22 protein-coding genes are annotated in these 21,263 nt (G+C 59.5%); 19 read left to right on the top strand and 3 right to left on the bottom strand.

Annotation, left to right across the window (positions count from 1 at the left end; translation table 11 throughout):
- Positions 1-43: 43 nt before the first annotated feature.
- The 13 genes from iolE to ACCC96_RS02565 all read left to right on the top strand — a co-directional run bounded on the left by iolE (position 44) and on the right by ACCC96_RS02565 (position 15,897).
- Positions 44-937 carry a myo-inosose-2 dehydratase gene (gene iolE / locus ACCC96_RS02625; RefSeq protein WP_413694921.1) on the top strand — a complete coding sequence of 298 codons (894 nt, stop codon included), beginning with the start codon at positions 44-46 and terminating at the stop codon, positions 935-937.
- A complete protein-coding gene (gene iolB / locus ACCC96_RS02620; protein ID WP_258673382.1) occupies positions 934-1,743 on the top strand; it encodes a 5-deoxy-glucuronate isomerase in 810 nt (269 codons plus the stop codon). The genes iolE and iolB overlap by 4 nt, the downstream gene beginning before the upstream one ends.
- Before the next feature lie 30 nt (positions 1,744-1,773).
- Positions 1,774-3,276 carry a CoA-acylating methylmalonate-semialdehyde dehydrogenase gene (locus ACCC96_RS02615; RefSeq protein ID WP_413694920.1) on the top strand — a complete coding sequence of 501 codons (1,503 nt, stop codon included), beginning with the start codon at positions 1,774-1,776 and terminating at the stop codon, positions 3,274-3,276.
- Between the two features lie 26 nt (positions 3,277-3,302).
- Positions 3,303-4,124 (top strand): TIM barrel protein, encoded by an 822-nt coding sequence (locus ACCC96_RS02610; RefSeq protein WP_413694919.1) that lies wholly within the window; start codon positions 3,303-3,305, stop codon positions 4,122-4,124.
- A gap of 31 nt (positions 4,125-4,155) precedes the next feature.
- On the top strand, positions 4,156-6,087 hold the full coding sequence (gene iolD / locus ACCC96_RS02605) for a 3D-(3,5/4)-trihydroxycyclohexane-1,2-dione acylhydrolase (decyclizing) (protein ID WP_413694918.1): 1,932 nt from the start codon (positions 4,156-4,158) through the stop codon (positions 6,085-6,087).
- Positions 6,088-6,118: 31 nt separating this feature from the next.
- Positions 6,119-7,144: a Gfo/Idh/MocA family protein gene (locus ACCC96_RS02600; protein ID WP_413694917.1), complete on the top strand. Its 1,026-nt coding sequence runs from the start codon at positions 6,119-6,121 to the stop codon at positions 7,142-7,144.
- A 169-nt stretch (positions 7,145-7,313) separates the two neighbouring features.
- Entirely contained in the window at positions 7,314-8,174 is an 861-nt protein-coding gene (locus ACCC96_RS02595) for a sugar phosphate isomerase/epimerase family protein (protein WP_413694916.1), read from the top strand.
- A 76-nt stretch (positions 8,175-8,250) separates the two neighbouring features.
- The gene (locus tag ACCC96_RS02590; RefSeq protein ID WP_413694915.1) at positions 8,251-9,303 is read left to right on the top strand and encodes a Gfo/Idh/MocA family oxidoreductase; all 1,053 of its coding nucleotides are present in this window, start codon (positions 8,251-8,253) and stop codon (positions 9,301-9,303) included.
- 367 nt (positions 9,304-9,670) lie between these two features.
- Complete coding sequence (locus ACCC96_RS02585) at positions 9,671-10,597, top strand: sugar ABC transporter substrate-binding protein (protein WP_019649275.1); 927 nt, start codon at positions 9,671-9,673, stop codon at positions 10,595-10,597.
- 69 nt (positions 10,598-10,666) lie between these two features.
- Positions 10,667-12,232, top strand: a complete 1,566-nt coding sequence (locus tag ACCC96_RS02580; RefSeq protein WP_018928025.1) for a sugar ABC transporter ATP-binding protein — start codon at positions 10,667-10,669, stop codon at positions 12,230-12,232.
- 57 nt (positions 12,233-12,289) lie between these two features.
- Positions 12,290-13,312: an ABC transporter permease gene (locus ACCC96_RS02575; RefSeq protein WP_018928024.1), complete on the top strand. Its 1,023-nt coding sequence runs from the start codon at positions 12,290-12,292 to the stop codon at positions 13,310-13,312.
- A gap of 326 nt (positions 13,313-13,638) precedes the next feature.
- On the top strand, positions 13,639-14,043 hold the full coding sequence (locus ACCC96_RS02570) for a TraR/DksA family transcriptional regulator (protein ID WP_007935965.1): 405 nt from the start codon (positions 13,639-13,641) through the stop codon (positions 14,041-14,043).
- A 249-nt stretch (positions 14,044-14,292) separates the two neighbouring features.
- On the top strand, positions 14,293-15,897 hold the full coding sequence (locus ACCC96_RS02565) for a methyl-accepting chemotaxis protein (RefSeq protein WP_413694914.1): 1,605 nt from the start codon (positions 14,293-14,295) through the stop codon (positions 15,895-15,897).
- Between the two features lie 27 nt (positions 15,898-15,924).
- On the opposite strand, the gene ACCC96_RS02560 is transcribed toward ACCC96_RS02565, so the two are convergent.
- A complete protein-coding gene (locus ACCC96_RS02560; protein WP_018928021.1) occupies positions 15,925-16,164 on the bottom strand; it encodes a DUF2789 domain-containing protein in 240 nt (79 codons plus the stop codon).
- Between the two features lie 345 nt (positions 16,165-16,509).
- Here ACCC96_RS02560 and ACCC96_RS02555 point away from each other — a divergent pair, with 345 nt between their 5' ends.
- Both ACCC96_RS02555 and ACCC96_RS02550 read left to right on the top strand, forming a co-directional pair.
- A complete protein-coding gene (locus ACCC96_RS02555) occupies positions 16,510-17,142 on the top strand; it encodes a hypothetical protein (protein ID WP_258673400.1) in 633 nt (210 codons plus the stop codon).
- Positions 17,135-17,713: a hypothetical protein gene (locus ACCC96_RS02550; RefSeq protein ID WP_413694913.1), complete on the top strand. Its 579-nt coding sequence runs from the start codon at positions 17,135-17,137 to the stop codon at positions 17,711-17,713. The genes ACCC96_RS02555 and ACCC96_RS02550 overlap by 8 nt, the downstream gene beginning before the upstream one ends.
- A gap of 89 nt (positions 17,714-17,802) precedes the next feature.
- Here the strand turns inward: ACCC96_RS02550 and ACCC96_RS02545 are convergent, their stop codons facing one another.
- Both ACCC96_RS02545 and ACCC96_RS02540 read right to left on the bottom strand, forming a co-directional pair.
- On the bottom strand, positions 17,803-18,033 hold the full coding sequence (locus tag ACCC96_RS02545; RefSeq protein WP_019649270.1) for a hypothetical protein: 231 nt from the start codon (positions 18,031-18,033) through the stop codon (positions 17,803-17,805).
- 159 nt (positions 18,034-18,192) lie between these two features.
- Positions 18,193-18,441, bottom strand: a complete 249-nt coding sequence (locus tag ACCC96_RS02540; RefSeq protein ID WP_081628227.1) for a hypothetical protein — start codon at positions 18,439-18,441, stop codon at positions 18,193-18,195.
- Positions 18,442-18,851: 410 nt separating this feature from the next.
- On the opposite strand from ACCC96_RS02540, the gene ACCC96_RS02535 reads away from it, so the two are divergent.
- The 4 genes from ACCC96_RS02535 to ACCC96_RS02520 all read left to right on the top strand — a co-directional run bounded on the left by ACCC96_RS02535 (position 18,852) and on the right by ACCC96_RS02520 (position 21,263).
- A complete protein-coding gene (locus tag ACCC96_RS02535; protein WP_008035847.1) occupies positions 18,852-19,322 on the top strand; it encodes a hypothetical protein in 471 nt (156 codons plus the stop codon).
- Positions 19,322-19,525 carry a hypothetical protein gene (locus ACCC96_RS02530; RefSeq protein WP_007935975.1) on the top strand — a complete coding sequence of 68 codons (204 nt, stop codon included), beginning with the start codon at positions 19,322-19,324 and terminating at the stop codon, positions 19,523-19,525. Before ACCC96_RS02535 ends, ACCC96_RS02530 begins: the two co-directional genes overlap by 1 nt.
- Positions 19,526-19,645: 120 nt before the next feature.
- Positions 19,646-20,662 carry an ABC transporter substrate-binding protein gene (locus ACCC96_RS02525; RefSeq protein WP_413694912.1) on the top strand — a complete coding sequence of 339 codons (1,017 nt, stop codon included), beginning with the start codon at positions 19,646-19,648 and terminating at the stop codon, positions 20,660-20,662.
- A 163-nt stretch (positions 20,663-20,825) separates the two neighbouring features.
- Positions 20,826-21,263, top strand: coding sequence for a DUF3995 domain-containing protein (locus tag ACCC96_RS02520; protein WP_258673410.1), 438 nt, complete (start codon positions 20,826-20,828; stop codon positions 21,261-21,263).

The raw sequence follows: 21,263 nt of genomic DNA, 5'->3' as shown, positions 1-21,263 counted from the left end.
TGATCGGTTGAACATTTTTGAGAAAACAATAAAAGGTGCAGCCATGCCCGCTATCCGAATTGGCATCAACCCGATCTCCTGGAGCAACGACGACCTGCCGTCCCTCGGTGGCGAGACGCCGTTGAGCACCGCCCTCAGCGAAGGCAAGGACATTGGCTACGAAGGCTTCGAACTCAACGGCAAGTTTCCCAAGGACGCCAAGGGCGTCGGCGATGTGCTGCGGCCTTACGACCTGGCGTTGGTGTCGGGCTGGTATTCCAGCCGTCTGGCTCGCCGTTCCGTGGCCGAGGAAATCGACGCCATCGGCAGCCATGTCGAGCTGCTGGCGAAGAACGGCGCCAAAGTGCTGGTCTATGGCGAAGTCGCCGACTCCATTCAAGGTCAGCGCATTCCACTGGTTGAGCGCCCGCGTTTCCACACCGAGCAGGCCTGGCAAGAATACGCCGACAAACTCACCGAACTGGCGCGCTTCACCCTGTCCCAGGGCGTGCGTCTGGCGTATCACCATCACATGGGCGCCTACGTCGAATCCCCGGCCGACATCGACAAACTAATGGCATTGACCGGCAGCGAAGTCGGCCTGCTGTTCGATTCGGGCCATTGCTATATGGGCGGCGGCGAACCGCTGCAGGTGCTGAGCAAACACATCGAACGGGTCTGCCACGTGCATTTCAAGGACGTGCGCAAACCGGTGGTGCAACTGGCGCGCAACAATCTTTGGAGCTTCCCGGACTGCATCATCAACGGCACCTTCACCGTGCCCGGCGATGGCGACATCGACTTCAGCGCCTTGCTCGACGTGCTGCTGGGCGCCGACTACCACGGCTGGCTAGTGGTGGAAGCCGAGCAGGATCCGGCGGTGGCACCAAGTTACGTCTACGCGAAAAAAGGCTACGACACCTTGCGTACCTTGCTCGACGAGAGGACCGCGCGATGAGCCTGTTGGTCAAGAGCAATGCCCGCGGTCGGACCATGGTCGAGCTGGGGCAGGGGGAGCTGGAATATGTCGGCTTCGCGGCTTACCGCCTGAGTCTCGGCGAAACCTTGCCGGTCAGCGCGGGTGACAAGGAGCTGTGCCTGGTGCTGCTCAGCGGTCGGGTCGGCATCAAGGGCGAAGCGCCAGAGCAGGGCGCGTTCGACTGGGACAACATCGGCGATCGTCAGTCGGTGTTCGAAGACAAATCACCGTTCGCCGTGTATTTGCCACCCGGCAGCCAGGCCCAGGTGGTGGCGTTGAGCGACGTGCAAATCGCCGTGTGCGCGGCGCCCGGTTCGACCGCCGAAAACCTCGGCGCGCGGCTGATCAAACCCGACAGCATGAAACGCAGCGTGCGCGGCAAGGGTGCCAACACCCGTTATGTCTGCGACATCTTGCCGGACACCGAGCCCGCCCATTCGCTGCTGGTGGTGGAAGTGCGTACGCCGTCCGGTCACTCGTCGAGCTACCCGCCGCACAAGCACGACACCGACGATCTGCCGCACCAGAGCTTTCTCGAAGAAACCTATTACCACCAGATCAACCCGCCCCAGGGCTTCGTGTTCCAACGGGTCTACACCGACGATCGCAGTATCGATCAGGCCATGGCGGTGGAAAACAGCGACCTGGTGGTGGTGCCCAAGGGGTATCACCCGGTCAGCGTGCCCTACGGCTATGAGTCGTATTACCTGAACGTGATGGCCGGCCCGAAACGCGTCTGGCAGTTCCATAACGATCCGCAGCACAGCTGGCTACTGGATCTCTAAATTCCAACATCCAAAGGGAGAACAAGAATAATGAGCGACGCCCCGGTCATAGGCCATTACATCGACGGTCAGGTGCAGGACAGCGGCAGCGAGCGGTTCAGCAATGTCTTCAATCCGGCCACGGGCAGCGTTCAGGCGCGGGTCGGGCTGGCCAGCCAGAAGACCGTGGACGAGGCCGTCGCTTCGGCCATGAAGGCGTTCCCGGCCTGGTCCGAGCAATCGTCCCTGCGCCGTTCGCGGGTGATGTTCAAGTTCAAGGAATTGCTCGACCGCCATCACAACGAACTGGCCGAAATCATCAGCCGCGAACACGGCAAGGTGTTCTCCGACGCCAAGGGCGAAGTGACCCGTGGCATCGAAATCGTCGAGTACGCCTGTGGCGCGCCGAACCTGCTGAAAACCGATTTCAGCGACAACATCGGCGGTGGCATCGACAACTGGAACCTACGCCAGCCATTGGGCGTCTGCGCGGGCGTTACGCCGTTCAACTTCCCGGTGATGGTGCCGCTGTGGATGATCCCGCTGGCGCTGGTCACCGGTAACTGCTTCATCCTCAAACCGTCCGAACGCGACCCATCCGCCAGTTTGCTGATGGCTCGCTTGCTCACCGAAGCCGGGTTGCCGGACGGTGTGTTCAACGTGGTCCAGGGCGACAAGGCGGCGGTCGATGCCTTGCTGCAACACCCGGACGTCGAAGCGATTTCCTTTGTCGGCTCGACGCCGATTGCCGAGTACATCCACCAGCAAGCGACCTCGCGCGGCAAGCGTGTACAGGCGCTGGGCGGGGCGAAGAACCACATGATCGTCATGCCCGATGCCGATCTGGACCAGGCAGCGGACGCGTTGATCGGCGCGGCTTACGGCTCGGCCGGTGAGCGCTGCATGGCGATTTCGATTGCCGTGGCCGTCGGTGATGTCGGCGACCAGTTGATTGCCAAACTGCTGCCGCGCATCGATCAACTGAAGGTCGGCAACGGCATGCAGGGCGACAGTGACATGGGGCCGCTGGTGACCGCCGAACACAAGGCCAAGGTCGAGGGCTTTATCGGCGAAGGCGTGGCCCAGGGCGCGCGGCTGATTGTCGATGGGCGCAACTTCAAGGTACCGGGTGCCGAGAACGGCTTCTTCGTCGGCGCCACGCTGTTCGACAACGTCACGACCGAGATGAGCATCTACCAGCAAGAGATCTTCGGGCCGGTGCTGGGCATCGTGCGCGTACCGGACTTCGCCAGCGCCGTGGCGCTGATCAACGCCCATGAATTCGGCAACGGCGTGTCCTGCTTCACCAGCGACGGCGGCATCGCTCGCTCGTTTGCCCGCAGCATCAAGGTCGGCATGGTCGGCATCAACGTACCGATTCCGGTGCCCATGGCCTGGCACTCGTTCGGCGGCTGGAAGCGCTCGCTGTTCGGTGATCACCACGCTTATGGCGAAGAAGGCATTCGCTTCTACAGCCGCTACAAAAGCGTGATGCAGCGCTGGCCCGACAGCATCGCCAAGGGCCCTGAATTCAGCATGCCGACAGCCAAATAATGCACTTGTGCGGAGAACAACAAAAAATGAGCAAACCCCTGCGTTTCGCCTTGAATCGTATGGTCGCCCCACGTTTGTCCCTGCCTGCGTTCATCGAATTGGCGGTGACCCTCAAGGCCGACGCCATCGAGATTCGCAACGACCTCAAAGGCGTCGAGATCGAGGATGGCACCGCACCCGAACACGTCCGTGAACTGTGCGCGGCCAAAGGCATCACTGTGCTGTCGATCAACGCGCTGTATCCGTTCGATGTCTGGAATGACGAGCGCCGCGCACACGCTCTGAAGCTTGCCGCTTATGCCCGTGATTGTGGCGCGCAGGGTTTGGTGATGTGCCCATTGAACGACCGCCCCGATCCACGAACCGAAGCGCAGCGTGCGTCTGGCCTGCGCACGGCGTTGAGTGAACTGGCGCCGATCCTGCGCGATCACGGCATTCTCGGCTTCATCGAACCGCTGGGTTTCGAAGAGTGCTCGCTGCGGCGCAAACGCACGGCAGTCGATGCGATCAAGGCCATCGGTGGGCTGGATGTGTTCCGTCTGGTGCATGACACCTTCCACCATCACCTGGCCAGCGAGCATGAATTCTTCCCTGAGCTGACCGGGCTGGTGCACATCTCTGGCGTCGAAGATGCCGAGGCGCCACTGGCGACCATTCGTGACGGCCATCGGGTGCTGGTGGGCGAGGGCGACATCCTCGGCAATGCGGCGCAGATCGACACCTTGCTCAGTAGCGGCTATAGCGGCTACCTGTCGTTCGAACCGTTTGCCGACAGCGTCCATGGCCTGGCGGATATCCAGACGGCGATCGGCGCGAGCATGGATCACCTGCAGAAATCCCTGAGCTGACATCGGATTTGCATACGGAAAAGGTGCAAGCATGACCACAACAAGACTGACCATGGCCCAGGCCCTGGTGAAATTCCTCGATAACCAGTACATCGAGGTCGATGGGGTCCAGAGCAAATTCGTCGCCGGGATCTTTACCATTTTTGGCCACGGCAATGTGCTGGGTCTGGGGCAAGCCCTGGAACAGGACAGCGGCGACCTGATCGTCCATCAGGGCCGCAACGAGCAAGGCATGGCCCACGCGGCCATTGGTTTTGCCAAGCAACACCTGCGGCGCAAGATCTACGCCTGCTCTTCATCGGTGGGGCCGGGCGCGGCGAACATGCTGACTGCTGCCGCGACGGCCACCGCCAACCGTATTCCCTTGCTGCTGTTGCCCGGCGACGTTTATGCCTGCCGCCAACCAGACCCGGTGTTGCAACAGATCGAGCAGTTCCACGACCTGAGCATCAGCACCAACGATGCGTTCAAGGCCGTGAGCAAATACTGGGACCGGATCAACCGTCCCGAGCAACTGATGACCGCGGCGATCCACGCCATGCGCGTGCTCACCGACCCCGCCGAAACCGGCGCCGTCACCCTGGCCTTGCCGCAAGACGTGCAGGCCGAGGCGTACGACTACCCTGATTACTTCCTGCAAAAACGCGTGCACCGCATCGAGCGCCGTCCGGCCACCGAAGCGATGCTCGGCGATGCCGTGGCGCTGTTCAAAGGCAAGCGCAAACCACTGATCATCTGCGGCGGCGGGGTCAAATACTCGGGTGCCAACGCAGCGTTGCAGGCCTTTGCCGAGCGCTTTGATATTCCTTTCGCCGAAACCCAGGCCGGCAAGAGCGCGGTGGTGTCCAGCCATCCGCTGAACGTCGGCGGGATCGGCGAAACCGGTTGCCTGGCGGCGAACCTGTTGGCCAAGGACGCTGATTTGATCATCGGCGTCGGCACCCGCTACAGCGATTTCACCACCGCGTCGAAATCCTTGTTCAAACACCCGGACGTGCAATTTCTCAACCTCAATATCAGCCCCTGCGACGCCCTGAAACTCGATGGCGTGCAACTGCTGGCAGATGCCAAAACCGGCTTGAACGCCTTGGCCGATGTGTTGGGCGACTATCGCTCTGGCTGGGGCGATCAACCCCGGCAGGCCAAGGCGCAGCTGGACGAGGAAGTCGACCGCATCTATCAGGTCGAGTACCAGACTCAAGACTTCGTCCCGGAAATCAACGACCACCTGGACCCGGCGGTGCTGCGCGAATTCATCGAGCTGACCGGTTCCTGCCTGACCCAGAGCCGGGTGCTCGGTGTGCTCAATGAAACCCTGGCCGATGATGCGGTGATCGTCGCCGCCGCCGGCAGCCTGCCCGGCGACTTGCAGCGCAGCTGGCGCAGCAAGGGGGTGAACACCTACCACGTCGAATACGGTTATTCGTGCATGGGTTATGAGGTGAACGCCGCACTGGGGGTGAAGCTCGCCGAGCCTGAGCGCGAGGTCTATGCGCTGGTGGGCGACGGCTCCTACATGATGCTGCACTCGGAGTTGGCGACCTCGATCCAGGAGCGCCGCAAGATCAACGTGGTGCTGCTGGACAACATGACCTTCGGCTGCATCAACAACCTGCAAATGGAACACGGCATGGACAGCTTCGGCACCGAGTTCCGGTTCCGCAATCCTGAAACCGGCAAGCTCGATGGCGGTTTCGTGCCGGTGGATTTCGCCATGAGCGCGGCGGCTTACGGCTGCAAGACCTACAAGGTCAACACCGTCGAGGAGCTGCAAGCCGCGTTGGCCGATGCGCGGTTGCAGACGGTGTCGACGCTGATCGACATCAAGGTCCTGCCCAAAACCATGATTCACAAATACCTGTCGTGGTGGCGGGTCGGCGTGGCGCAAGTCTCCACCAGCGCACGCACTGACGCAGTGGCCAAGACCCTCAACGAACGATTGGCCAAGGCCCGTCAATACTGATTGCCCTGAAACGAACAACAGGAGTGTTTATATGTCTTCGCTTTCAAATTCGTTGCGCATTGGCGTCATCGGCACCGGGGCCATCGGCCAGGACCATATCCGTCGTTGCAGTCAGACCTTGCTCAACAGTCAGGTTGTCGCGGTCACCGACATCAATTTGCAGCAAGCGGCCAAGATCGTCTCCGACCTGAAACTGACCGCCGAGGTCTATCCCGATGGCCACGCGCTGATCAAGGCGCCGGACGTCGACGCAGTCCTCGTCACCTCCTGGGGCCCGAGCCACGAAGAGTTTGTGCTGGCGGCCATTGCGGCGGGCAAACCGGTGTTCTGCGAGAAACCGCTGGCGGTCACCGCCGAAGGCTGCCGCAAGATCGTCGAGGCCGAAGTGGCCCACGGCAAGCGACTGGTGCAGGTTGGTTTCATGCGCCCGTACGATGAAGGTTATCGGGCATTGAAATCGGTGATCGACAGTGGCCAGATCGGCGAACCGCTGATGCTGCACTGCGCCCACCGCAACCCGACCGTGGGTGAAAACTACAAGACCGACATGGCGATCACCGACACGCTGATCCATGAGCTGGACGTGTTGCGCTGGTTGCTCGACGACGACTATGTGTCGGTGCAAGTGGTGTTCCCGCGCAAGACCAGCAAGGCCCACGCCCATTTGAAAGACCCGCAGATCGTGTTGCTGGAAACCGCCAAGGGCACGCGCATCGACGTGGAAGTGTTCGTCAACTGCCAGTACGGCTACGACATCCAGTGCGAAGTGGTAGGGGAGACGGGCATCGCCAAACTGCCGGAGCCGTCGCAGGTTCAGCTGCGCAGCGGAGCGAAACTGTCCAATGCGATTCTGATGGACTGGAAGGACCGGTTCATCGCCGCGTACGACGTCGAGTTGCAGGCGTTCATCGATGGCGTGCGCGCCGGGCAGGTCGGCGGGCCATCGGCGTGGGACGGTTTCGCCGCCGCCGTTGCTGCGGATGCCTGCATCGAGGCGCAGAACAGCGGCCAGATCGTCAAAGTCGGCCTACCGGATCGCCCTCGTTTCTACGGCTAAAACCAACCCCGGCCCCGCTGACACTCACCCTGAAATCGGTGTCAGCGATTATGTAGGAGCTGCCGAAGGCTGCGATCTTTTGACTTTGCTTTTTAGAATCAAGATCAAAAGATCGCAGCCTTCGGCAGCTCCTACAGGGGACGGCGTCGACTCTGGTTAAGGAGAAAAAATGCGCATCGCACTAGACCCCTACATGTACCGCAACCTGTCCCTGGGCAAGATGGTCGACAAGGTCGCCGAGCTCGGTTACGAACATATCGAGCTGTCGCCCCGGGAAGATTTTCTGCCGTTCTACAAAGCCCCGCGGGTCGACAAGGCGCGGATCAAGGAATTTCGCAAAGCCCTGAGCGACACCGGGGTCAAACTCTCTTCTTTATTACCGATGTACCACTGGGCCGCCGCCGATGAAGGTTTGCGCGTGGCCGCCGTGCGCAACTGGAAGCGGGCGATCCAGATTGCCGTGGAGATGGACTGCGAGCTGCTCAACACCGAGTTCACCGGCCAGTCGGACAACCCATTGGTCTGCGAGAACCAGTTCATGCGTTCTATGGACGAACTGATCCCCGAGTTCGAACGCGAAGGCATCAAGCTCGATATCCAGGCCCATCCTTATGATTTCTGCGAGCGCAACAACGAGTCAGTGGACATCATTCGCGGTCTGGACCGCGACTGGATCAACTACCTCTACGCCGCGCCGCACACGTTTTTCTATGACGATGGCGTGGGTGACATCGCCTCGATGCTCAAGTACGCCGGCTCGAAACTGAGTCATTTGATCATCGCCGACACCTACAACCACAAGGCTTCCTCAGGCTTGCGCTACATCGTCAACCCGCCGGGCGTCACCGCCACCGTGCACCAGCATCTGGACATCGGCCAGGGCGAGGTGGACTGGGAAGCGTTTTTCGGCACCTTGCGCGAGATCAAGTTCGATGGCATCGCCACCGTCTCGGTATTCGCCTGGGAAGACCGGCCGGACGAGTCCAACCGAATGATGCTCGAACGGGTCAAAAGCGAACTCTGCCGCTAAGCCCCACACCAAACTCCGCGTAGGGGCCGGTGTAGATCCAGTTAGCGGCTACATAACAATAAGAAGGAATGCACACATGCGTATCGGACTTGTCGGTTACGGCCATGGCGGCCGATTTTTCCATGCTCCGCTGATCAGCAGTTTGCCGGCGGCGACGTTTGTGGGCGTGGTCACCCGTTCCGCCGAGCGCCGACAACTGCTGGCCACGGAACATCCCGGTGTGCCGGCCTTCGACAGCATTGGCCAACTGGTCGAAGCCGGGATTGATGTGCTGGTGGTGTCCACGCCGCTCAAAGGTCGTCCGGCGTTGGTGCTCGACGCCATCGAACATGGGGTGGCGGTGGTCAGCGACAAGCCGTTCGCCGCCGATACGCAACAGGCGCAAACCCTGATCACCATGGCCGAGCGTCAGGGCGTGCATTTGAGCGTCTACCAGAACCGGCGCTGGGATTCGGATTTCCTCACCGTGCGCAAACTCATCGAGTCCGGTGCCCTGGGCCAGGTCACCCGTTTCGAGTCACGGATCGAACGCTACTCGCCACAGACGGTGAACAACGGCAGCGGCGGCGGTTTCCTGCGTGATCTGGGCAGCCATCTGGTGGATCAGGCGCTGCTGTTGTTCGGCCCCGTCACCCGGGTTTACGCCGAACTGGATTACCTCGAAAAAGGCCAGACCTTCGACAACGGCTTCTTTATGTCCCTGACTCATGCCAGTGGCGTGATCTCGCACCTGAGTGGCAGTTGCCTGCAAAACACCCCCGGCCCGCGTTTTCGCGTGACCGGCACCCAGGGCTGCTACAGCGTCGACGGTCTGGACGGGCAAGAGGCGTCGACCCTGGCCGGGCTCACGCCCAAATCCGAGGGCGAACGCTGGGGCGTCGAAGAGCATCGTCGCTGGGGCTGGTTCGAACAGGGCGAGGTGCGCGAGCGGGTGCCGTCCGAACGAGGCTGCTGGAACCAGTTCTATTTGCAGCTACAAACCGCGTTACAGAGCGGTGGCCCACTGCCGGTCGAAGCCCGTGATGCACTGGCGACCACCCGCGTGCTAGACGCTGCGCGGCTCAGTTTCGAGCGCCATCAGGTGGTGGCGTTGAGCCCATTTGAAAGCCATGGAATAAAATCAGAATAAAATTCTAAAATGAGTTGATATAGAAATTATTTTCCAATAAAGTCGTTTCCAGGTTGCCGACTATCAACGTCCGATCACGCTCAAGCAGGCCTTGAACGAGTGAAGGGCGCACCAAAAACAAGAAACAAAGCCAGGTACCGTCGATGAAAACCTTCAACTCTGCTCTGCAGGCTTTACGTTCCGCGCTGCACCTCTCTCGCGACCTGCCTCGCGTCTCGTTTCATTCCATCTCTCGCTTGCTTTGCGTCGAACGCAAGGGCGCCCTGGTCTGCTGCATTCCGGGTGCGCCGATTGTCCGCTTGCCCGCTCACTGAAATCGTCACGCCTTATCCATAAAAACCAACAAGAATGTGGAGAAAGACCTTTCATGAAGACCAAGACCCGTTTCGCCTCACTCGCCTTGTCCCTGATGCTCGCCAGCGGTGCCGCACTCGCTGACATGAAGATCGGCGTCAGCATGGCGCAGTTCGATGACACCTGGCTGACCTACCTGCGCGAATCCATGGACACCAAAGCCAAGTCCTATCCTGATGGCGTCAAGCTGCAGTTCGAAGATGCGCGCAGCGACGTGGTCAGGCAGTTGAGCCAGGTAGAAAGCTTCATCAGCCAGAAAGTCGATGCCATTGTGGTCAACCCGGTGGATACCGCCGCCACCAAGAAAATTACCGAAGCGGCGGTCAAGGCCGGCATTCCGCTGGTGTACGTCAATCGCCGTCCCGATGACCTGAACCTGCCCAAAGGCGTGGTCACTGTTGCCTCCAACGATCTGGAGGCCGGCCAGATGCAGATGCAGTACCTGGCCGAAAAAATGGGCGGCAAGGGCGACATCGTGATTCTGCTCGGTGATTTGGCCAACAACTCCACCACTAACCGCACCAAGGGCGTAAAAGAGGTGCTGACCAAGTACCCGAACATCAAGATCGAGCAAGAGCAGAGCGGCATCTGGTCGCGAGACAAGGGCATGACCCTGGTCAACGACTGGCTGACCCAGGGCCGCAAGTTCGACGCGGTCGTCTCCAACAACGACGAGATGGCGATTGGCGCGGCCATGGCCCTGCAACAGGCGGGTGTCGCCAAAGGCAGTGTGCTGATCGCCGGTGTCGACGGTACGCCCGACGGCTTGAACGCGGTGAAGAAGGGCTCTCTGCTGGTTTCGGTGTTCCAGGACGCCAAGGGTCAGGCCGACGGCTCGATCGACACGGCGGTGAAAATGGCCAGGAACGAGCCGGTCGAACAGGCCGTGTGGGTGCCGTATCGCTTGATCACTTTGCAAAACGTTGACCAGTTCAAATAGTCCGTCCGTTCGATAACAACAATAAGCACGCAAGGTTGCGACGCGACCTTGCTGATGGAGTACCTGATCATGTTCGCTTCAGCGACTGCTTCGAGCACCCCGTTGGTGGGTATCCAGCCAACCGCAACACCTGTCGATGAGCCGTACCTGCTGGAGATCATCAACGTCAGCAAGGGTTTTCCCGGTGTGGTGGCCTTGTCCGACGTACAGCTGCGGGTGCGTCCCGGTTCTGTGCTGGCGCTGATGGGCGAAAACGGTGCCGGCAAATCCACCCTGATGAAAATCATTGCCGGCATCTACCAGCCGGATGCCGGCGAGTTGCGCCTGCGGGGTAAGCCGGTGGTCTTCGAAACGCCACTGGCTGCGCTCCAGGCCGGGATCGCGATGATCCACCAGGAACTCAACCTGATGCCGCACATGAGCATCGCCGAGAACATCTGGATCGGTCGCGAGCAGCTCAACGGCCTTCACATGATCGATCACCGCGAAATGCACCGCTGCACCGCCAAGCTGCTGGAGCGTCTGCGGATCAATCTCGACCCTGAAGAGCAGGTGGGCAACCTGAGTATCGCCGAACGGCAGATGGTCGAGATCGCCAAGGCGGTGTCCTACGACTCCGACATCCTGATCATGGACGAACCGACTTCGGCCATCACCGATAAAGAAGTCGCTCATCTGTTCTCGATCATTGCCGACCTCAAGAGCCAGGGCAAAGGCATCATCTACATCACTCATAAGATGAACGAAGTGTTCAGCATCGCCGATGAAGTGGCGGTGTTCCGCGACGGCGCCTACATCGGCCTGCAACGGGCCGACAGCATGGACGGCGACAGCCTGATCTCGATGATGGTCGGCCGCGAGCTGAGCCAGTTGTTCCCGGTGCGCGAGAAACCGATTGGCGATCTGTTGCTGTCGGTACGCGACCTCAAGCTGGACGGCATTTTCAAGGATGTCTCCTTCGACCTGCATGCCGGCGAGATCCTGGGCATCGCCGGGTTGATGGGGTCGGGACGGACCAATGTCGCCGAGGCGATTTTCGGCATCACTCCAAGTGACGGTGGCGAAATCCGGCTCGACGGCGAGGTGGTGCGCATCACCGATCCGCACATGGCCATCGAGAAGGGCTTCGCGCTGTTGACCGAAGATCGCAAGCTCAGCGGCCTGTTCCCGTGCCTGTCGGTGCTGGAAAACATGGAAATGGCGGTATTGCCCCATTACGTCGGCAACGGCTTCATCCAGCAGAAAGCCCTGCGCGCGTTGTGTGAAGACATGTGCAAGAAGCTGCGGGTGAAAACGCCGTCGCTGGAGCAGTGCATCGATACCTTGTCCGGCGGTAATCAGCAGAAGGCGTTGCTGGCGCGCTGGCTGATGACCAACCCGCGAATCCTGATTCTCGACGAGCCGACCCGGGGCATCGATGTCGGCGCCAAGGCCGAGATCTACCGGCTGATCTCGTACCTGGCCAGCGAAGGCATGGCGGTGATCATGATTTCCTCGGAGCTGCCGGAAGTGCTGGGCATGAGCGACCGGGTCATGGTCATGCACGAGGGCGACCTGATGGGCACCCTCGACCGCAGCGAAGCGACCCAGGAACGAGTGATGCAACTGGCCTCGGGCATGTCCGCGGTTCACTAATGGATGCCGGCGGTGGCCATGGCTGTCGCCGATGACGCAATAGAAGGGTGAGTGGTTATGAACGCGATACTGGAAAACAAGCCTGCAATGGCACCGGTGAAGAGTCGCCGGCGCTTTCCGACCGAGTTGAGTATCTTCCTGGTGCTGATCGGCATCGGCCTGGTCTTCGAGTTGTTCGGCTGGATCGTGCGGGACCAGAGCTTCCTGATGAACTCTCAGCGCCTGGTGCTGATGATTCTGCAAGTGTCGATCATCGGCCTGCTGGCAATCGGGGTAACCCAGGTCATCATCACCACCGGTATCGACCTGTCCTCCGGTTCGGTGCTGGCGCTGTCGGCGATGATTGCCGCCAGCCTGGCCCAGACCTCGGACTTTGCCCGGGCGGTGTTTCCGTCCCTGACTGACTTGCCGGTGTGGATTCCAGTGATCACTGGGCTGGGGGTGGGATTGCTGGCGGGGGCGATCAACGGCAGCATCATTGCGATCACCGGGATTCCACCGTTCATTGCCACCCTCGGCATGATGGTCTCGGCTCGTGGCCTGGCGCGCTACTACACCGAAGGTCAACCGGTGAGCATGCTCTCGGATTCCTACACGGCCATCGGGCATGGCGCGATGCCGGTGATCATCTTTCTGGTGGTGGCGGTGATCTTTCACATCGCCCTGCGCTACACCAAGTACGGTAAATACACCTACGCCATTGGCGGCAACATGCAAGCGGCACGCACCTCCGGGATCAACGTCAAGCGGCATCTGGTGATTGTCTACAGCATCGCCGGGTTGCTTGCCGGCCTGGCCGGGGTGGTGGCATCGGCACGGGCCGCGACCGGGCAGGCCGGGATGGGCATGTCTTATGAACTGGACGCGATTGCCGCGGCGGTCATCGGCGGCACCAGCCTGGCCGGTGGCGTTGGGCGCATCACCGGCACCGTGATTGGCGCATTGATTCTCGGGGTCATGGCCAGCGGCTTTACCTTTGTCGGTGTTGATGCTTATATTCAAGACATCATCAAGGGGCTGATTATTGTGGTGGCGGTGGTCATCGACCAGTACCGCAACAAGCGCAAACTCAAGCGCTAAGCCACACGAAAGACGAAACTGCGCCACGCCTGACCCGCGTGGCGCAGCCGTTTGTCTTCTATATACAGCCGCTGGACTGAATTTCTTGCTATAAACGCACTCCGATAAGCGCCTCAAAGCTCGCCATAGAGCACTTTCAAGGCTTTGTCGGACAGATTTGCTGTCTTTTCAGTTGCTGAGGCCTCAAGTCGGCCTTAGACTGCCGCCCCTCGTAAATTGAGTGCCGGGTGGCGCTTGGAATAAACGGCGCCGTTCCAATGACCGCACAAGGCTCAACGGAACGCTCCCTAATTCGCCTTAATGCACGTTTTTTTATAGAGATATCAATGACAAAGGACAAGTTGCTGGCCATGCCGGCGGATGACTACATGAATGCCGAGCAACATGCTTTTTTCTCTGAGCTGTTGCAGAACATGAAAGTCGAAACCCATGAGCGCATCGAACAGAATCGCATCGCCATCGAGAGCCTGGACACCCCGGCCGATCCGGCTGACGCGGCTTCTGTCGAAGAAGAGCGCACCTGGCTGGTGAACGCGATCGATCGCGACCAGCGCATGCTGCCTCAGTTGGAACAGGCCCTGGAACGCATCAAGGAAGACAGCTTCGGCTGGTGCGATGACAGCGGCGAGCCAATTGGCCTCAAGCGTCTGCTGATCAGCCCGACCACCAAGTACTGCATCGAAGCTCAAGAACGTCACGAGCAGATCGACAAGCACCAGCGTCAGGCCTGATTCTGTGAGGCAGCCAGTTAATGACTGGCTGCCTTGAAAAGATCGCAGCCTTCGGCAGCTCCTACAGGTTTATGTGAACCCATGTAGGAGCTGCCGAAGGCTGCGATCTTTGCTTTTCGACGTCTGCGAAAAATCCCCGCACTTCTATTGATCTGCTTCAGCACCCACGACTAATGGACCATAGATAATGGCCTTGTGGTGGCGTTTAATGCGGATACAACAATTAGAAGATGCCTGGGGTGACAAACGATGACGCGAGACGGGTCTCTGGCTGGGGCAGTGCCCGCAGCCGTACTTTTGCCTAAAAACCAGTGGCTCACGCCGACCCTGCAAAGCATCGCCCTGATGCTCTTGCTGTGTGGCATGGCATTGGCTGGCTGGTCGCTTTACCTTGGCCTGCCATTGACTGTGCTGATTATCTGGCTGCCGCGCCTGCGCTCGCGCACGCTGACGCAGGCAACCCCGGCTGACAACGCCAGCGCTATCGCCGGTTTGACTCGCGATCTTTCCTATACCACCAGTCATAACGCCTTGTCGGCCGCCGGCGTGGCCTTTTCGGTCAAGCAACTGGCCGACAAGCTGCAATCGCAACTCGGCGCCGCAGCACAGATTGTCAGCAGCGCTGAAGTGATGATCGCCACCGAACAGGCTACCTCGACACTCAGCCGGGAAGCCTTGAGCGCGGCGAGCGAAGCCCATCAGAGCAGTGCGGCAGGGCGTACGGAACTGATCGAGTCCATCGCGCGCATGCATCAACTCAGTCAGCGTGCCAGCAGCAGCCGCGAGTTGATCGAAGCCCTGAGCCTGCGCAGTGACGATATCCAGCGGGTCACGCTGGTGATCCAGTCCATCGCCAGCCAGACCAATCTGTTGGCGTTGAACGCAGCCATCGAAGCGGCGCGGGCCGGGGAACACGGTCGCGGGTTTGCGGTGGTGGCCGATGAGGTGCGTGGCCTGGCCGCGCGCACGGCGACGGCGACCGGCGAAGTCGGGGAGATGGTCGCCGATATTCAGCAGCGCACGGCGCAAGTGGTGGAGCAGATTCGTCAACTGGCCAGCGACCTGAATACCGGCGTTGCGCAGGTCGAGCACACGGGGCAGCACCTGGAAAACATCGCGCGCCTGGCCGCCGGTGTTGAAAGGCAGGTCGGGGAAATTGCTCAGGGCGCGGACACCAATCGCGAACAACTCGACAGCCTGTTCCATGCCATCGAACAAATGCGCAGCGATCTGGCGATCAGTGACCAGCAAACCCAGCGCCTGGCCCAGGCAGCGGTGCAAATGGAAGGGCAGGCCGAAACCATCAGCGAACGCCTTGCCGAAGTCGGGCTGGATGACTATCACCAGCGGATTTACGACCTGGCCCGCGAAGGGGCAAGTCAGATTGCGGCGCGTTTCGAGGCGGATATCGACCAGGGCCGGATCAGCCTCGACGACCTGTTTGATCGCAATTACCAGACGATCCCCAACACCAGCCCGGTCAAATACCAGACCCGCTTCGACCGTTACACCGATCAGGTCTTGCCGGCGATTCAGGAACCGTTGCTGCCGCGTCACGAAGGCCTGGTGTTCGCCATTGCCTGCACGCAGCAGGGGTATGTGCCGACCCACAACACTGTGTTCAGCCAGCCACTGACCGGCGACGTGCAAGTCGATACCCTGCAAAACCGCACCAAGCGCAAGTTCGCCGACCGCACCGGGATTCGCTGTGGCAGCCACCAGCAGGCCGTACTGTTGCAGACCTACACCCGCGACACCGGTGAACTGATGCACGACCTCTCGGTGCCGATCATGCTCAAGGGGCGCCACTGGGGTGGATTGCGGTTGGGCTACAAACCGGAAAAACCTCGCTGAGGCCGCTCTCCTACAGAGGAATGCGGGCTAGTGGATCTGGTGCATGCGCAGGTTCAGGTCGTCGACCACGTGCGCCCAATCGGCGTCTTCACGCAGTTGTTCCTTGAGGAAGCCGGCTTGTTGCGGGGTCCAGAACTCGGCATCGATGAGTTTCTTGTCATCGGGCAACGGTGAATGCAGGGCAATGAAATCGTCGATGGCCTTTTCGCTGGAGTCCAGGCCGAGCTGGTCGAACAAGCCTTTCAAGTCATGTGTGGGTGAATCCATCTTCATCTCCTTGCAGATAATCAATCGCCTCGGGCGTGAGGTCTGAGGTGCGGCTTCATTGCATCCGAGGGGCCCGTGCGCCAAGAGTTCGATAAGGGTTTAGCAGCTTCCTCCAGATTCGCCACCAATGATGGCAATAAGCTATTGCCTGCCTCTGTTCCAGCGATTACGATGCCGTCGCGTTTTTTTGGCGTCATCAAGTCGCCATTCAAAGAGTCCGTACATGGATGTCGTCGTCACTCGCTCCCCAGGTTTAGCGCCTTGCGGTGCTGATCTGCCCATCCCTTGCGCGATTTCTTTCAAGCCGACGCGCCCCCCCGATTCCGCATGAAAAGGATGTAAGCAGTGAAGCGTCTTGTTTATCTGATGGTCATCGCACTTGGCCTGTCGTTGACCGGCTGTGTGTCTTTCACGCCGCTAGGCCCTATCGGCGAACCTCTGAGCCCCGCACCGACCACTCTCGATCGCAGCGCCGAGATCCGCGACGTGGTGATTTCCGCCCCCGAGCTGGACGACAAGGTGCGCGTCGACGGCAGCCGGCAACTGACCGAGCAGGTCAGCGCCTATATCGATAAAAGCGATTACTTCAAGCGAGTTGTGGTGTTCCCGGCCAAGGCGGGCGAAGACGACGTGGTGCTCAAGTTCAACCTGACCTCACTGGCAGGCAAGCGCACCATGCACCCGGCTTACATTCCTGGCGCGCTGGTGACGTTGACTATCTGGATCTGGGTCGACGGACCAATTTACGTCGACAAATACGACCTCGCCGGCGAACTGATCATCGAAGACCGCCAAGGCAAGCAACTGGCCAGGTCGGTCGAGCAGGTCAAGCTCGACAAGAATGTCGGTATGTGGAACGCCGACTACCTCAATCCGCGTCTGGGCGGTTCGCAGTTGCGCGATCTGATCGCTCAACTGTTAGCCAGTGCCACCCCTCAACTGCGTACACCGTCAAAGGAACTGGCTGCACATGAATAAGTATCTTCTGGTTTTACTGCTTTTGGTCGGCAGCACCCTGACCGGCTGCATTTCCTATTCCCAGCATGAGTTGGCCCAGGTGGACCAGTGGCCGCCAGCGCAGGCCAGGCAAGACAAGCCCAGTGCTTATCTGCACGTGACCACTCAGCAGCAGTTCAACGGTGAGCTGTCGGGTGGCGTCGGCAATGCGGCGTTGGTGGAACGGCACATGCTGGGAACCTTCAAGGAATCCGGACAGTTCAAAAGCGTGACCACAGACAAGGTCGACTCGAACCTGTACGTGACGAGTACGTTGACCAATAACGAGCAGGGCAATATCGCGAGCGCCTGGCTCACAGGCTTCACGCTCTTCGTGATCCCGACTACGTACAGCAACACCTTCACGCTGGAAACCGTGTTCAAGGACCGGGAAGGCAACATGCTGGGCAAAATCGTCAAGCAGGAAAGCACTCGCACCTGGATGCAGATTCTGCTGATTGTCGGCTTGCCGTTCAATGAACGTGGGGATGCGGTACTCAAACACCTGACCCAGAGCACGCTGGATGAAGCGGTCAAGCGCAAGCTGATCTGACCGGTTGTCGAGACAAAGGCGTGCTATCTGTACAAGGCTGGCACGCCGCAAAACACTCTCAGGCCTGACCCTGCTCAGTCACTCCCATCTCAGGTCTTCAACGCACCCTCATCGACGGCAAGCTTCAGGGCTTTGGCGGATTCCTGGGCGGCAATCGTCGCGACTTCCGCCGTCTTGAACCAGCGATCCTTTTCAACCTGGTGATACGACACCGTGGTCAACGGCGGTTTGGCGCGCATGATAATGACTGCCTGGAATTCGCCGTCGACCTCTCTGGCTTCGCCCCGGATAAAAAATTCACCGATATCAAATTCCGTCACGTAGCAGTCTTCCCTTTGAAATATTATGTTGTAGTGAGCGCCGTCCGCCCTGGGGACGGGTTTCATGGGGCGGGCAGTATGGCAGCAGTTGCCTGCCGGCGGCTGAGTTAAGTCGCCGGCGTGACGAAACGTCTACAGAAGTGAATGCCGCAGGGTGCGTCAGTTGCGCGACTCGAGTGAGCGGGCAAGGGCGCAGGCTTCGTTATGGTCGGCGCGGAAACCTCTGACACGTCCGGTGGATATTTCCCTGATATGGAAAAAGGCGTTGCCGGCCAATACCACCTGAAAACGCGGGAGTGGATGCGCCTCAGGGTGGAAATCCTGCTGACGGAGTATTATCGATTGCAGAAGTGACGAGCCGTTTGTGTGGTGTGTGTGAGGCTGGGCGAAGTGAGTCAGTGTGCACATATGAAGTCCTTTTCGTGGTTTTACCGACGTGCGTACGTTGTTTTGGGTAGTCTCGGTGAGCATGGCTGCTCTAGAATCGCTATCACTGGTTGGCGATTGCTGCCCATCTAAAGCAATTTTTTACTGGCGATATGTCGGAAAAGTGCTTTTTTTAAAGAGATTTTTCCCTAAAGTTGGTGGTCCGGTTTTTCTGGCCGTCAGAAGGGCGTTTTCCTTCAACCTCTGACGACCGCCAGGCAAGACGAAGCGGGGGATGTTCCAGTAATCTTCCCAAACCTCGCGATGAATGAGCCCTCTGCTCGTTCCAGGATTACGACCCGGGTCATTTGGTTAAACCTCGGCATTGCCGCTTTTTTCTGCTGTGCGCGTTTCCTGCGTGCGGCATCATTTTCAGATGTGGGGATGTTTCCTTGGCAGTAAGTAATCTCGATATGCATGCTTTGTTCGTACTGGGTGATTTGCGCGCAAAGCTGGTTAAACAGTTTCAGTCACGTTTCGTCTACATCACCGAACAGAACGCTGAAGGCATTTACATTGCCGAGATCGACACCGAATCGGCACTGGTGGTGGACGACAAGCCCGGGCTGAAACTCAAGGTCGGCGATCATTTCAGCGCTTCCGTATTGCCCAGCCGCGAAGGCGGAAAACTGGACATCAAGTTCCGCGAAATCAAATTGACGGTATACGGGCTGGGGGATTACGCGTTCGTGACCACCGCGGACGGCCACGGCATTGTGTTCAAGGAAGGTCATAGCGTGGTGATGGTGTTTGCGGCCCACCAACAATTGCAGGAAGGCCTGACCAAGACACTGAAAGCCGTGACTGCCAAGGCCGCCAAGTGGCGCAAAGGCGAACTGGTGACCTTCAAGGCCAGCGAGTAATGACCCAGACCCGCGCCGATTTCCATGAGCAGAACCAGGCCAGTGCACACGCCGAGGCCCAGCGCCTGTTGGCTGAAAAGGCCGTTCTGCAGGGAGCCTGGCTGAGTTGGGTAGCGTCACAGATTTATATGTTGCGCCCGGCGGCGTACGCCAGCATGGTCAGAAGAGAGCTTGCGCGCTTGCAGGAACCTTCCGAAAAATAATCCTCGCCCCTCGAAAGCAGAAACCTCTACTACAGTCAGTTGACTGAGTATTCAGAGGCTTGCGGTCTTCATTTGTCAGGCCATCCTGCTATTGCTGTGAACAGCACGAGGTGCAAGAGCATGAAGGGATTACGACGGTTACTGGCCGCTACCCTGGCCACGTTCGGCTTGTTGGTTTCACCCGTTCCGGTATTCGCCGCCCAGACGCCGATCCACTTCGCCGACCTGAACTGGGAAAGCGGCAGTCTGATCACCGAGACCCTGCGGATCATCGTCGAGAAAGGCTACGGCTTGCCGACCGATACCTTGCCGGGGACGACCATTACCCTGGAAACCGCCTTGGCCAACAATGACATTCAGGTCATTGGCGAAGAGTGGGCGGGCCGTAGTCCGGTCTGGGTCAAGGCTGAGGCCGAGGGCAAAGTCGCGAGCCTGGGCGATACGGTCAAGGGCGCCACCGAGGGCTGGTGGGTGCCGGAATACGTGATCAAGGGCGACCCGGCCAAGGGCATCAAGCCGCTGGCGCCGGGGCTGCGCAGTGTCAGTGATCTACCGCGCTACAAGGATGTGTTCAAAGACCCGGAAACCCCGAGCAAGGGGCGCTTCCTGAACAGCCCGATCGGCTGGACGTCGGAGGTGGTCAACAAACAGAAGCTCAAGGCCTATGGGCTGGACGACAGCTACGTGAACTTTCGCAGTGGTTCGGGGGCGGCGCTGGACGCAGAGATCAGTTCGTCGATTCGTCGCGGCAAACCAGTGCTGTTCTATTACTGGTCACCGACGCCATTGCTCGGCCGTTTCAAGCTGATTCAGCTACAAGAGCCGCCATTCGACGCCGAAGCTTGGAAAACCCTGACCGAGGCCGACAACCCCAATCCGAAACCGACTCGCTCACTGCCCTCGAAGCTGTCCATCGGTGTGTCCGCGCCGTTCCAGAAACAGTACCCGCAGCTCACCGAGTTCTTCAGCAAGGTCGATTTACCGATCGATGCGTTGAACAAGGCCCTGGCGGACATGAGTGAAAAACACACCCCGCCACGTCAAGCGGCCGAGGCGTTCATGAAGGCGAACCCGCAGGTGTGGCAGGCCTGGGTGCCCAAGGATGTGGCGGATAAAGTCGCTGCCCAGCTGAAATAAACCGCCCGGGTGTACATAAATCCCGTAGAAGCCTGCGATCTTTTGATCTTGCCTATAGAAGCAAAATCAAAAGATCGCAGGCTTCGCCAGCTCCTACGGGGCGCTTTTAAAATCGCGCAAGGAAGTTCATTCTGCTGCAACATTTCACACGGGACGTCTGAATATGAGTCTTTTGGTCGCGCAATGGATTGCTGCAATCTTTCTGGTCATCAGCTTGATCCACTTGTATTGGGCGGCGGGTGGCCAGTGGGGTAGCGAGGCGGTGATACCGAGAGTACCCGGGGAGGGTGGTGAGGCATCAAGGCCGGCGTTCAAGCCATCGGGCTTTGGCACGCTGCTGGTGGCGGTGGGTTTGCTGCTGATTGCGATGCTGGTGTGCCTGCGGGTCGGACTGTATCTGCCCACGGTGCATCACTGGTCGTTGCAATGGGTGATTAGCGCGATTGCGCTGCTGATGTTCGCTCGGGCGATCGGTGATTCGAATCTGGTGGGGTTCTTCAAGCAGGTCAAGGATTCGAAGTTTGCCCGGCTCGACACTTGGGCGTATTCGCCGTTGTGCGTGGTGTTGGGGGCCGGGTTGCTGGCAGTGGCCTGGATTTGA

The sequence above is a fragment of the Pseudomonas sp. Pseusp11 genome (assembly GCF_047304405.1).
In the GTDB taxonomy this organism is placed as follows: domain Bacteria; phylum Pseudomonadota; class Gammaproteobacteria; order Pseudomonadales; family Pseudomonadaceae; genus Aquipseudomonas.
Note: the sequence above shows the minus strand (reverse complement) of the source record. Positions and strands in the feature narration are given on the sequence as shown.